Annotated in this window: 9 protein-coding genes; 4 read left to right on the forward strand and 5 right to left on the reverse strand. The window is 69.3% G+C overall.

All coding sequences use genetic code 11. From position 1 onward, the window contains the following. Positions 1-7 precede the first annotated feature (7 nt). Both DMH01_RS42925 and DMH01_RS03610 read right to left on the reverse strand, forming a co-directional pair. On the reverse strand, positions 8-352 hold the full coding sequence (locus tag DMH01_RS42925; RefSeq protein ID WP_255431995.1) for an FAD-dependent oxidoreductase: 345 nt from the start codon (positions 350-352) through the stop codon (positions 8-10). A gap of 416 nt (positions 353-768) precedes the next feature. After that, positions 769-4,335, reverse strand: coding sequence for a CARDB domain-containing protein (locus tag DMH01_RS03610; RefSeq protein ID WP_125673682.1), 3,567 nt, complete (start codon positions 4,333-4,335; stop codon positions 769-771). Between the two features lie 259 nt (positions 4,336-4,594). On the opposite strand from DMH01_RS03610, the gene DMH01_RS03615 reads away from it, so the two are divergent. Together DMH01_RS03615 and DMH01_RS03620 are read left to right on the forward strand one after the other, a co-directional pair. Beyond that, positions 4,595-6,478 (forward strand): translation factor GTPase family protein, encoded by a 1,884-nt coding sequence (locus tag DMH01_RS03615; protein WP_125673683.1) that lies wholly within the window; start codon positions 4,595-4,597, stop codon positions 6,476-6,478. A gap of 59 nt (positions 6,479-6,537) precedes the next feature. After that, complete coding sequence (locus DMH01_RS03620) at positions 6,538-7,281, forward strand: GAF and ANTAR domain-containing protein (protein ID WP_125673684.1); 744 nt, start codon at positions 6,538-6,540, stop codon at positions 7,279-7,281. Here DMH01_RS03620 and DMH01_RS03625 read toward each other — a convergent pair. Both DMH01_RS03625 and DMH01_RS03630 read right to left on the reverse strand, forming a co-directional pair. After that, complete coding sequence (locus tag DMH01_RS03625; protein ID WP_125673685.1) at positions 7,278-8,417, reverse strand: Gfo/Idh/MocA family protein; 1,140 nt, start codon at positions 8,415-8,417, stop codon at positions 7,278-7,280. The genes DMH01_RS03620 and DMH01_RS03625 overlap by 4 nt on opposite strands. 88 nt (positions 8,418-8,505) lie before the next feature. After that, on the reverse strand, positions 8,506-8,877 hold the full coding sequence (locus DMH01_RS03630) for a MerR family transcriptional regulator (RefSeq protein ID WP_034315350.1): 372 nt from the start codon (positions 8,875-8,877) through the stop codon (positions 8,506-8,508). A gap of 64 nt (positions 8,878-8,941) precedes the next feature. On the opposite strand from DMH01_RS03630, the gene DMH01_RS03635 reads away from it, so the two are divergent. Next, the gene (locus DMH01_RS03635) at positions 8,942-10,168 is read left to right on the forward strand and encodes an MFS transporter (RefSeq protein WP_125673686.1); all 1,227 of its coding nucleotides are present in this window, start codon (positions 8,942-8,944) and stop codon (positions 10,166-10,168) included. On the opposite strand, the gene DMH01_RS03640 is transcribed toward DMH01_RS03635, so the two are convergent. Beyond that, positions 10,089-10,985: a LysR family transcriptional regulator gene (locus DMH01_RS03640; RefSeq protein WP_125673687.1), complete on the reverse strand. Its 897-nt coding sequence runs from the start codon at positions 10,983-10,985 to the stop codon at positions 10,089-10,091. The genes DMH01_RS03635 and DMH01_RS03640 overlap by 80 nt on opposite strands. A gap of 86 nt (positions 10,986-11,071) precedes the next feature. Here DMH01_RS03640 and DMH01_RS03645 point away from each other — a divergent pair, with 86 nt between their 5' ends. Continuing rightward, a complete protein-coding gene (locus DMH01_RS03645; protein WP_125673688.1) occupies positions 11,072-12,412 on the forward strand; it encodes an aspartate aminotransferase family protein in 1,341 nt (446 codons plus the stop codon). Positions 12,413-12,471 lie beyond the last annotated feature (59 nt).

A 12,471-nucleotide genomic window follows, 5' to 3' on the forward strand; every position in this document is an offset into this window, starting at 1 on the left:
CCGCTCTTCAGTCCAGCTCTTCCCGGAACAGTTCGTGATCCACCGCGGTGGCCGTCACGAAACCCATGGCGGCCGCGGTCACCACGAACGTCATGCCCGGCGGGCACGATTCCCGCCGCGCCAGGTCACCCGCGGCGTAAACGCCCGGTACGCCGGTGAAGCCGACATCGTCGATCCGCACGGTGCCGTCGTCCTGCAGCACGCAGCCCAGTTTCCCGGCCAGCGGGCCGGCCTGCCGCGTGGTGGCGTGCACGAACACCGCCGCGCATTCCACCGGGTCGCCTTCGCGGAACGTGACCCGTTCGACCTCCCCCTCGGGCCCCTCCACACTTCGCACCGGCTCTCGGCGCACCCGGACGGCACGTCCGCCCAGGAGTGCCTCGTCTTCGCTCGAACACGACCGTGAACCCGCCGCATCCGCCTTCGACGGCGCGGACCCGGCCCTCGCGCAGGCGGACCGCCGGGTATTCCGCCAGTTGCTCGCGACCGGCGGCCCGTAACGCGTCCGGGTTCATCCCGTCGCAGGCCAAGAGCCCGTGCACCCCCGCGGCCGTCGAATTGCGGCCCGCGCCGCCGTCGATCACCAGCGCGCTGCGCCGGGACCGGCCGAGCACGAGCGCGGCGCTCAACCCGGCGGGTCCGGCACCGATGATCACCGCGTCATACCCGGTATCGCGCACGGCATGGCCTCTCTGTCCGGGAGTCGGGGCAGCACCCGCATACCCGGGCCGCCCGCCGGGAAACCTGCTCCCGGCGGGCGCCACGCGCTCAATTCCGGTCGATGGTGAACGTGCTCGTCGTGTTCCGGATGTCCTCGGCGTTGTCGCTCAGGGTGAGCCCGGTGAACGTCGCCGAGCCGACGGCCGGGCCCTGGCCCGGTTCCGGCAGTTCGTTGACCCAGATCCCGATCCCCGACTTGGCGTCGAACTCGTCACCGCTGCGGTGCGCGCCGGTGATCGACACGTTCGTCAGCACCGTGTCCTCGACCGGGTTCTCCGGACGGTTTCCGGTGTACTTGGTCTGGAACATGATGCCGCTGTAGGTCGGGTTCTGTATGTCCACATCGGACACCCGGATACCGCGGAACTCCTTGGAGGCGGAGAACATCCAGATCGCGGGGAACGTCTGCTGCCCCCAGAAATGGCCACCGGTGCGGACCAGTGACACGTTCTGGACGGTCGTCGGCTGTGGGCCGAATCCGAGGAACGGGTAGCCGAAGTCGAGCGAGCTGATCGTGATCCCCGAGTACGTCAGCGTGTCCGCGACGTAGAGGTTGCGGAAGGTGTTGCTGTGCCCGCCGTACACCGCCAGCCCGGCCGCGCGCCACGGAAGGAGCACGGTCAGGTTTTCGAACACGTTGTCGTACTGGTTGCCCGCGTTGAGATCCGTGGCGGCGAACAGCGCGAAACTGTCGTCACCGGTGGAGCGGGCCTCGTTGTTCGTGACCCGGTTTCCCGTGCTGCCGTTGGTGAAGTTGACCCCGTCGGCGAACATGTCGCGGATCCGCGAGTTCTTCACCGTCGTGTTGTCCACATTGGTCGCCCACAGCAGGCACATCTGGTGCTCCACCCAGATGTCGTCGATGGTCATGTTCGTGACGTTCGTGAAGTTGAAGACCTTGCCGGGACCGTCGATCCGGGAGGTGTAGTTCCCGAACACGGCGAACCCGCCGAACGTCGAACCGCTCGCGCTCGCCTGCGCGTCGAACCCGATGTCGGTGTTCTCCTGCCCGGCGGGCGCGGTGAACCTCGTGAACCACGGTCCGGCGCCGAGCACCGTGACCGGTTTGCCGTACACGGTGACCTTGCTCGTCATCGGGTACTGCCCCGGCGGCAGGAAGACACCGGTGAGGTTCGGGTCCTGGCGGACCTTGTCCAGCGCGGCCTGCACGTCCTGCTGGGTGAACCCGGCCGGGACGGCGTAGCGCGCCGGATCGGGATTCGCGGCCGCGGTGGCCAGCTCGAAGTTCACGAAGTCGATCGCGTAGTTCAAGCCGTTGCCGGCGTCCTTCTGCAGCCTGATCTTGTGCCCGGCGGGCACGGTCGTGCCGAGCAGCATGCTTGCCTCGTCGTAGATGTGGCGAGCGGGCCCGGCGCCCGGAGAGTTCTGCGGAGAGGCTTCAGGACCGTAGAGCCACGCGTGGCGTGAGGTCAGGTCGATGGCCTTCAGGAACGTGCCGTCGACGTAGACGTTCAACGTCGAGTTCTGGCCGCCGCCACCCGCGGCGTCCGGCATCGAGAACCGAGTCACCAAGGTGTTCGTGGCCGCGCGGGTGGTGAATTCGACCGAGGAGCCGGTCGAATTCAGTGTCACGGCCTTGCGGCCCGACGCCTCGCCCGCGAGATCGCCGATCTTCCGGTTCGGGCCGATCACGGACGCGCCGCCGGCGACCACGCCGTCTTCCGCCTCGTACAGGTCGTAGGGCATGTTCGCGCCGCGGCCGACGAACAGCGCTTGTGTACCGGTGTTGTTGCCCTGTTTGGCGGGCAGCTCGTTGGCGTCGTTCGCGACGACGGTCTTGACCGTGTACCGGCCGCTCCCGGCCGTCCAGGTGCCGACGTTCACCGGCGGTGCGGTGGCCCCGGCGGCGATCGCGCCGGTGTACGAGCCGGTGAGGGTCTTGACGACGGCGCCGTTCTGGTCGGTGATCGTCACCGTGACGCCGTGCGCGCCGCCCGCCGAGGCGACCGTGCCCTGGTTGCGCACTGTCGCGGAGAAGGTCACGGTGTCACCCGCCGTCGGGTTGTTCGGCGACCACGCGGTGGCCGCGACGAGGTCCGAGCTCTGCACCGGGCTGACGACGAGCGCCGTCGCACCGGTGTAGAAGTTGTTGCCCTCGTCCTGCTCAATGACGGCGTTGGCCTCGTCGACCTTCGCGGTGAGCTGGTGGCTTCCCGTCTCCCTGGTGCCGATGTCCGCCGACACCGTCGCCGACGCTCCGGCCGCGAGCGCGCCGAGCGGTGCCGTGCCGACCTTCGCCGTGCCCAGGTAGAGGTTCACGTTCGTCGCCCCCGAGGCCGCCGTTCCGGCGTTGCGGACGGTCGCCGACACGGTGATCGCGTCGGTCTCCACCGGGTTCTGCGGCGACCAGGACGCCCCCGACACCGTCAGATCCGGGTTCGGCGCGGGAACACCGAAGATCTGGAACTCCGCGGCCTGACCGCCGGGGGCACCGGAGTTGGCGGTGATCCGCAGGCGGACGTCGGCGGCGCGGCCCCCGGCCGGGATCGTGACGGTGTTGCCGCTCGCGGGAGTGAAGGTGTACGTCTGCGCGGGCACCAGCGTGGTGAACGCGGACGCGCCCTGGTCACGCCCTTCGACGGCGATCGTCTGCGTGCGCTGTGCCCAAGCGGGGTCCGGATTCAGCTTGACCACGATCCGGTCGAGATCGGCGTTGGACCCGAGCGCGACCGTGAGCAGGTTCGGGTACGCCGCGCCCTCCCAATAGGTGGTCACGGAGTCGTCGTTGGCGTTGGCCGCGACATAGCCGTGCTGCACCGAAGACGCCGTGATCGGCTTGCCCAGCGCGAGATTCGTTCCGGCGCGGGTACCGGTCCTCGTCACGGTGCCGCTGCTCGGCGACTGGTTGCCCGCCGCGTCGCGGGCGCGCACGGAATAAGCGACCGTCGCGCTCTCGGGCTGGTCGTCGGTGTAGGTCAGGACGTCCCCGGCAACGCTGCCGTGAAGCTGCCCGTTGGCGTACACGTCGTAGCCCGTGACTCCGGTGTTGTCGGTCGACGCCGACCACGTGAGCCGGATCTTGCCGCTCGACGGCTCGGTGTAGGCGAGGTTCCCCGGCGCCGACGGCGGCTGCGTGTCCCCGCCCGCGGGGCCGCGCACCTCGAACTCCGAGAGCTGGGCCGCGGGCCAGCCGGTGTTGGCGGTGATGTTCAGCCGCACGAACCGGGTGTTCCCGGTGACGTCGAGAGTGACCGTGTTGCCGGTCGCCGGGTCGAACCGGTGGCCCGCCGAAGGCACGAGGTCGCTGAAGCTCGTGCCGTTCGCGCTGCCCTGCACCGAGAAGGTCTGCGTGCGGGCTTCCCAGCCCGAGGGCAGTTTGAGCACGAGCCGGGCGATGTTAGTGGCCGCGCCGAGGTCGGCCTGGATCCACTGCGGGAACTGGTTGTTCGTGCTTTCCCAGTAGGTGGCCTGGTCGCCGTCGCCGACGTTCGGGACGGCGTAGCCGGCCAGCTGGCTGTCGGCTGTGTAGGTCGCGTCGGCGGCTTCGGCGGCGGCTGATGCCGGAGCGTCGTTCGCCGCGACGGCGGGTGGGGAGAGGAGGAGGGACAGGGCGGCGAACGCCACCGCGCACGTCAGAAGGCGCTTCGTTCTCATGACATTCCTCTGTTCCGGGAGGGGACTGAGCGGAATCTTCCTGACTCTTGTCATGTTCTTGCGCTGAAATGTTCAAGAATTACAGCCCACGGAGCGCTACAAGTCAACGGCCGGCCTTAAATCGCGTGACCGGCCGGAAACACGCTGCTAACGTCCGGCCCGACCAGGTGCTTTCCCGGAAAGAAGGAGAACGGCGTGCGCCGAGCTGTCGAGTCCCCGAGCCGTATGGACCTTTCGACAGCCCTGGAGCCGTTCATCCATGGAGTACCTGAACCTGGGCATCCTCGCCCATGTCGACGCCGGTAAGACGAGCCTGACGGAGCGCCTGCTCCACCACACCGGCGCCATCCGCACCCTCGGCCGCGTCGACGCCGGGAACACCCACACCGACACGATGGAGCTGGAACGCCGTCGCGGGATCACGATCCGCTCGGCCGTCGTGGCCTTCCGCGTCGGCGACCTGCGCGTCAACCTGATCGACACGCCCGGCCACCCGGACTTCATCGCCGAGGTCGAACGTGCGCTGCGCGTGCTCGACGGCGTCGTTCTGGTCGTTTCCGCCGTCGAGGGAGTGCAGGCACAGACCCGCGTGCTCATGCGCGCGCTCGCCCGCCTGCGGATCCCCGTGCTGATCTTCGTCAACAAGATCGACAGGGCGGGCGCCCGGTACGACGGCCTCCTCACCGATCTCGCCGAACGTCTCGATGTCGCCTGCGTGCCGATGTCCGAAGTCGACGGCATCGGCACGGCGAGCGCGAAGATCCGGCCGCTCTCCCCGTCGTCCGCGCCGGCCGAACGGCTGGCCGAGCACAGCGACACCTTCCTCACCGCGTATCTCGAAGACACGGTGACGGCCGAGGACTACCGCGCCGAGGTCGTCCGGCAGACCCGGCTCGGCGTCGTCTCCCCCGTCTTCTTCGGCTCCGCTCGCAGCGGCGAGGGGATCGTCGAGCTGACTTCCGGTATCCGCGAATTCCTTGCGGGAGCGGCGAAACCGGTGCCGGACGACCGGTTGCGCGCCACCGTGTTCAAGATCGAACGCGGCCGCGGGCACGAGAAGATCGCCTACGTCCGCGTGTTCTCCGGCGAGATCGGCGCGCGGGACCACGTCCGGTTCCATCGCCGGGGACTCACGAAGGAGGCGAAGGTCAGCGCGGTGCACGTCTTCGAACTCGGTGACGAGACCGTCGAGGGCCGGGCGCGAGCCGGCCAGATCGCCAAGGTCACCGGGCTCAAGGAGATCCGGATCGGCGACCTCATCGGCGTTCCCGACGGCGAGGGCGCCGCCACGCAGTTTCCGCCACCCGCCTTGGAAACCGTGGTCAGTCCCGCCCTGCCCGCCCAGACACCCGCGGTGTTCGCGGCCTTGCGGGAACTGGCGGAACAGGATCCGCTGATCACCGTCCGCCAGGACGACGAGACCCGCCGGATCTCGGTGCGGCTCTACGGCGAGGTGCAGAAGGAGATCATCGCGGAGACGCTCGCCGCCCAGCACGGCCTCGACGTCACGTTCAGCCTCACCCGGCCGGTCTACGTCGAGCGGCCGGTCGGCACCGGGCATTCGGTGTGGTTCATCACGGAGAAACGGAATCCGTACTTCGCGACGCTCGGGCTGCGGGTCGGCCCCGGCGCGCCCGGCTCCGGGCTGACCTTCGGCCTCGACGTCGAACTCGGCGCCCTCCCGCTCGCGTTCCACAAGGCCATCGAGGAGACCGTCGACGCGACGCTGCGGAGCGGCCCGTCCGGCCGGGAGGTGGTCGACTGCGTGGTGACCGTCACCCACACCGCTTACTTCAGCCCGGTCAGCGCGGCGGGCGACTTCCGCAAGATCACCCCGTTCGTGCTGGAAGAGGCGCTCCGGGAGGCGGGGACCGAGGTGCTCGAACCGGTCAGCCGGATCGAGGTGGAACTGCCCGCCGATGCGGTGACCACGACCCTTTCCCGGCTGGTCGAATGCGGTGGCACCGTCACCGGCTCGGTGACGCGGGGCGACCGGGCCGAGCTGACGGGTGTCCTGCCCACGGGAGAGGTCGCCCGGTTCGATCAGCGGCTGCCCGGGCTCACCCGCGGCGAAGGCCTGATGAGTGCCGAACCGGCGGGGCACCGGCCCCGGGTTAGCCCGAATCGGCCAATCCCCGGCTAGCCGGAACGAGTACGTTCTTGGTGGTCGGCGAAATCCGCCGTCCGAGGGAAAGGGCCACGATGGATCAGTTTCGCGACACCGCTTCGGCGTTGCGGGAGCTCACCGAGTCGATGCGGCTCGACGAGCCCCGCGACGAGTTGCTGGAACGGGTGGCGAAGAAGGTGGTCGGGCTGCTCCCGGGCGCGGACGCGGCCACGGTGACGCTGTACTCCGACAACGAACCGAGCACCGTCGCCACCACCGACGAGTCCCTGCTGGCCCTGGACAAGGCGCAGTACAGCGCGGACGAGGGTCCCTGTCTGAAAGCCGCCGAGAGCGGCTCGATCGTCCGGACCCTGCTGGACGACGACGCGGCCGCGCGCTGGCCGGACTTCACCGCCGCCGCCGAACAGCTCGGCGTCCGGACCGCGCTGGCCTGCCCGCTGTTCGTCCCTGACGAGTCCCACTTCAGGCGGCGCGACACCGAGCCGCTGTCCGGCGCGCTCAACGTCTGGAGCTTCGAGGAAAACGCCTTCGACCCGGTGGAAGCGGCCCTGGTCGCGATGTTCACCTCGGCGATCTCGGCGATCATCCTGACCGCGTCCCGCTGGGCCGCCGCCGAACGACAGGCGGAAACCCTGGTCGCCGCGCTGGAGACCAGGGACGCCATCGCCACCGCGAAGGGGATCGTGATGGCGCGTCTGGAGCTGAACGCCGAGGAAGCCTTCCGCTGGCTCACCGAGGCGTCACAGCACACGAACCGCAAGATCCGGGAGATCTCGGTGCTGATCGCGGAAGACCCGGGAGCGGTTTTCGGCCGTTAGGCCAGCGAAACCCGGCGGTTCTCGCGCGAGGACTCGAGGCCGGCTTCCGCGAGCCGGATGCCGCGCACGCCCGCCATGAAGTCGTAGGGGTGCGGCGCGTCCTCCACGACGTGGCGGACGAACTGCTCCCACTGTGCGCGGAAACCGTTGCCGAAGTCCTCGTTGTCCGGCACTTCCTGCCACTGCGAACGGTACGACCGCGTCTCGGCGAGGTCCGGGTTCCACACCGGCTTCGGCGTGGCCTCCCTCGGCTGGATGACGCATTTGTGCAGGCCCGCGACGGCGCTGCCCTTGGTGCCGTCGACCTGGAACTCGACCAGTTCGTCGCGGTGGACCCGCACGCACCAGGACGAGTTGAGCTGGGCGATGATCCCGCCTTCGAGCTCGAAGATCGCGTACGCGGAGTCGTCGGCCGTCGCGGTGTACCGGTCGCCCTTCTCGTCGACGCGCTCCGGGATGTGCGTGACGGCCTTCGCGGTCACGGCCTCGACGGCGCCGAAGAGGTTCTCCAGCACGTAGTTCCAGTGGCAGAACATGTCGACGACGATGCCGCCGCCGTCTTCGGCGCGGTAGTTCCAGCTGGGACGCTGCGCCGACTGCCAGTCGCCCTCGAAGACCCAGTAGCCGAACTCGCCGCGCACGGACAGCACCTGGCCGAAGAAGCCGCTGTCCATCAGGCGCTTCAGTTTGAGCAGGCCGGGCAGGTACAGCTTGTCGTGGACGACGCCGTTCTTGACCCCGGCCGCCTCGGCGTGCCGCGCCAGGGCGAGCGCGCCTTCGACCGACTCGGCCACCGGCTTCTCGGTGTAGATGTGCTTGCCCGCGTCGATGGCCCGGACGATCGACTTCTCTCGGACCGCGGTCAGCTGCGCGTCGAAGTACAGCGGGAGGTCGTCGTCGCCGAGCGCGGCGTCGAGGTCGGTGGTCCAGCGGGTCAGCCCGTGCCGGGTGGCGATCTCTTCGAGCTTGTCCGCGTTGCGCCCCACCAGGACCGGCTCCAGCTGGACCCGCGAACCGTCGGCCAGCTCGACCCCGCCGGCCTCCCTGATCGCCAGGACCGAGCGCACCAGGTGCTGCCGATAGCCCATCCGCCCGGTGACGCCGTTCATCACGACGCCGAGTTTCCGCGTGGTCATCCGTTCTCCTTTGAAAGCGCTTTCCTGCCCACATCCTGAAAGCGCTTTCTCGTACTGTCAAGACCGATGCGAGGAAAGTCCCTCCGGCTCAGGACGCCGGGTCGTAGGCGCGGACCGCGTCGAGGTACTCGGTGATGGCGTCCCGGTTGCGGAGCAGGCATTCGGCGCGCCGGGTCATCCGGTCGCGCTCGGCCTCCAGGGTGCCGAGCATCTCCGGGGTCGCGTCCGGGAAGTAGATCTGCCGGGGCTTGTCCAGACACGGCAGGATCTGCTTGATGATCCTGGTCGGCAGCCCGGCGTCGAGCAGGCCGCGGACCTGGATGACCCGGTCGACCGACGGCTCGGCGTAGTCGCGGTAGCCGTTGGGCAGCCGCTCCGAGACGATGAGACCCTGCTCCTCGTAGTACCGCAGCAGACGGCGCGACGTCCCCGTCCGCTCCGCCAGCTCCCCGATCCGCATGTGCGCCACCTCACCCCGGCCGACTTGACCTTCACATCTATGTGATGGTTCGAGCATACGGAGCATGACTGCGAAATTCCCACTCGGCGCCTTGCTCGCGCTGACCACGGCGGCGTTCGTCACCGTCCTCACCGAAGCCCTGCCCGCGGGGGTGCTGCCCGCGATGAGCGCCGGGCTCGGCGTCGGCGAAGCGGCGACCGGGCAGCTGGTGACGGTGTACGCGATCGGCACCGCGCTCACCGCGATACCCCTGTCCGCCGCGACCGCGGGCTGGCGCCGCAAACGCCTGCTCCTGACCGGAGTCGCCGGTTTCGCCGTCGCCAACACGGTCACGGCGCTGTCCACGAACTATCCCCTGACCCTCGGCGCGCGGTTCGTCGCCGGGATCGCGGCGGGCGTGGTCTGGGCCCTGCTGGCCGGTTACGCGCGGCGTCTGGCGCCGGAACCGGTGCAGGGCAAGGCGATCGCCGTCGTGATGACCGGCATCCCGCTCGCGCTCTCGCTCGGGATCCCCGCCGGCACCTTCCTGGGCGGCCTCTTCGGCTGGCAGGTCACGTTCTCGCTCATGTCATTGCTCGCGCTCGGCCTGCTCGCCTGGATCACGCTGGCCGTCCCCGATTTCCCCGGGCAGGACAAGGGCGGCAGGCTCCCGGTGCGCCGGACCCTCGCCGTGCCGGGCGTGGCCGCGGTCCTGTTCGTGACGCTGACGTTCGTGCTGGCGCACAACATCCTCTACACCTACATCGCCACCTTCCTCGACCACGTGTCGATGGGCGGCTCGGTCGATCGGATCCTGCTGGTGTTCGGGCTGGCTTCGATGGTCAGCATCTGGCTCGTCGGCCTCTTCATCGACCGGCGGCTGCGTCCGCTGACGGTCGCGGGCACCCTCCTCGTGGCCGCCGGAGCGACGATTTTGGCTCTGCTGGGCGAAAGCCCGGCGCTCGTCTACGTCGCGGTGACGTTGTGGGGGCTCGGCTGGGGCGGAATCCCGACGCTGTTGCAGACCGCAGCCGCGCAGGCGGGCGACAAGGGCGGCGCGGCGGACATCGCGCAGGCCATGCTGGTCACGCTGTGGAACGCGGCGATGGCGGGCGGCGGGATCGCCGGCGGTGTCCTCCTCGACGGCTTCGGCGCGGAGTCGTTCCCCTGGAGTGTCCTGGTGCTTCTCGTGCCGACGCTGGCCGTGGTGCTGGTGGCGCGGCGGCACGGGTTCACAGCGGCAGTTCCGGATGACTCCGGATCGCCTCGAGAACCAGGTCGACAGCGGCGCGAGGCGCGGACCCGCGCCTGATCGCGGCGGTGATGGACCGGTCGACCGGCGTCGCGAGCTCGCGGGTGGCGACGCGGTAGCGCCGGTCGACGGCGAGGCCGGGCAGGAGAGCGATCGAGAGCCCGGCCTCGACGTGCTGCAAGGTCATCATGTAGTTGCTGAACCGGGCGATCACGCGCGGCTCGAAACCGGCTTCGCGGCAGAGCCGGGTGGCGAGGTTCGCCATGTACGACTGGGGGATGTCGAACGCCCAGGGCTCGCTCGCGTAGGCGGCGAGGTCGGCAGGGCCACGGCCCGCCGCCGGATGGCCGGTCGGGACGACGAGCACGATCGGGTCGGTCGCGAGCGGCACGAGTTCGACATCGGGCCCCAGCGGCTGTTCGACGAAGTCCGTGGTGGTGATGATGACGTCGGCGTCACCGACGCGGAGCGCGGGCATGCTGACGTGCGGTTCGAGTTCGAGCAGTTCGATCTGCAGGCGCGGATGCGAGCGGGCCAGCCGGTTCACCGCGGGGACGGCGATGGTGTGGATCGAACTCTGGAAGGCGCCGAGGCGGACGAGCCCCGCCGGTCCCTCGCCGAGACCGCGCAACTCGGCCTCGACGGTGTCCATGTGGTCGAGGATCTCCCTCGCGCGGCGGGCCAGCATCCGCCCGGCCGGGGTCAGCCGGACGCGGCGGCCGGTGCGCTCCAGCAACTGTGTCCGCGTCTCGGCCTCCAGCACCGCGAGCTGCTGGGACACGCTGGACGCGCTCAGGTTGGCCGCTTTCGCGACCGCGCGGACGGTGCCGAGCGTGTCCAGCCTGCTCAGCAGGCTGAGCCTCCAGGGGTTGAGCATGGACCCATTGTTGTACGGATCGGCCGAACAGCACAGCCGGAATCGTGAGCTGGACGTGTCGCTCGGCGGCGACCTACCGTCGAGACATGGCTGCTCCGATCACCGACCTGTCCACCGCCGACCGTTTCTGGGCCGACGCCGACCGGCACCTCGTGCGCTACGCCGGGGCCGGCGACTTCACCCGCGAGATCATCGACCACGCCGCCGGGAGCTACCTGTTCACCGAGTCCGGGCGGCGGATCCTCGACTTCACCTCCGGGCAGATGAGCGCGATCCTCGGGCATTCGCATCCCGAGATCGTCGACACCGTCCGGCGGCAGATCGGCTCGCTCGACCACCTGTTCAGCGGGATGCTGAGCCGCCCCGTCGTCGACCTCGCGCGACGGCTGGCCGAGACTTTGCCGTCACCGCTGGAAAAGGCGCTGCTGCTGACCACCGGTGCGGAGTCGAACGAGGCCGCGATCCGGATGGCGAAGCTCGTGACCGGCAAACACGAGATCGTCTCGTTCGCCAGGTCGTGGCACGGGATGACGCAAGCGGCGGCGAACGCGACCTACAGCGCGGGCCGCAAGGGCTACGGGCCGACCGCGCCCGGCAACTTCGCCATTCCCGCGCCGAACGCCTATCGGCCGGATTTCCTCACCCCGGAAGGGGAACTGGACTGGAAGCGCCAGCTCGACTTCGGGTTCGAGATGATCGACGCCCAGTCCGTCGGCAGCCTCGCGGCGTGCATCGTCGAACCGATCCTCAGCTCGGGCGGGATCATCGAGCCGCCCGAGGGTTACTTCGCCGCCCTGCAAGAGAAATGCCGCGAACGCGGGATGCTGCTGATCCTCGACGAGGCGCAGACCGGCCTGTGCCGCACGGGAAACTGGTACGCCTTCGAACGCGACGGTGTCGTCCCCGACATCCTCACGCTGTCCAAGACGCTGGGCGCCGGTCTCCCGCTGGCGGCGGTGATCACGAGCGCCGAAATCGAGCAGGAAGCGCATGACCGCGGCTACCTGTTCTTCACCACGCACGTCGCGGACCCGCTGGTGGCGGCCGTCGGGAACACCGTCCTCGACGTCCTCACGCGCGACCGGCTCGACGAACGCGCCACCGAACTGGGCGCCTTCCTCCGCCGCGGCCTCGACGACCTCGCCGCCCGTCATCCCGTCGTCGGCGACATCCGCGGACGGGGCCTGCTGGTCGGCGTGGAACTCGTCGTGGACCGTGCCACGAAACACAGCTCCGACGAACTCGGCGCGCTGGTCACCCGGCGTTGCCTCGAACTGGGGCTGCACATGAACATCGTGCAGTTGCCGGGAATGGGCGGGGTCTTCCGGATCGCTCCCCCGCTGACCGCGACGGAGAACGAACTGGCGGAAGGGATCGCCGTACTCGATCAGGCCATCGGGGACGCGTCGGCCCGATTCGGCGGATGATTTCTCGTCACCTTCGTAACGTCTTCATATCCGTGCGGAAATTACGGTTTCACGATTCC

The sequence above is a fragment of the Amycolatopsis sp. WAC 04182 genome (assembly GCF_003947465.1).
In the GTDB taxonomy this organism is placed as follows: Bacteria; Actinomycetota; Actinomycetes; order Mycobacteriales; family Pseudonocardiaceae; genus Amycolatopsis.

Bases quoted from the DNA above. Each gene is read 5' to 3' on its own strand.
- DMH01_RS03625 (WP_125673685.1), bottom strand. From the start codon at position 8,417: ATGACCACGCGGAAACTCGGCGTCGTGATGAACGGCGTCACCGGGCGG.
- DMH01_RS03640 (WP_125673687.1), bottom strand. From the start codon at position 10,985: ATGCTCAACCCCTGGAGGCTCAGCCTGCTGAGCAGGCTGGACACGCTC.
- DMH01_RS03630 (WP_034315350.1), bottom strand. From the start codon at position 8,877: ATGCGGATCGGGGAGCTGGCGGAGCGGACGGGGACGTCGCGCCGTCTG.
- DMH01_RS03615 (WP_125673683.1), top strand. From the start codon at position 4,595: ATGGAGTACCTGAACCTGGGCATCCTCGCCCATGTCGACGCCGGTAAG.
- DMH01_RS03635 (WP_125673686.1), top strand. From the start codon at position 8,942: ATGACTGCGAAATTCCCACTCGGCGCCTTGCTCGCGCTGACCACGGCG.
- DMH01_RS03645 (WP_125673688.1), top strand. From the start codon at position 11,072: ATGGCTGCTCCGATCACCGACCTGTCCACCGCCGACCGTTTCTGGGCC.
- DMH01_RS03610 (WP_125673682.1), bottom strand. From the start codon at position 4,335: ATGAGAACGAAGCGCCTTCTGACGTGCGCGGTGGCGTTCGCCGCCCTG.
- DMH01_RS03620 (WP_125673684.1), top strand. From the start codon at position 6,538: ATGGATCAGTTTCGCGACACCGCTTCGGCGTTGCGGGAGCTCACCGAG.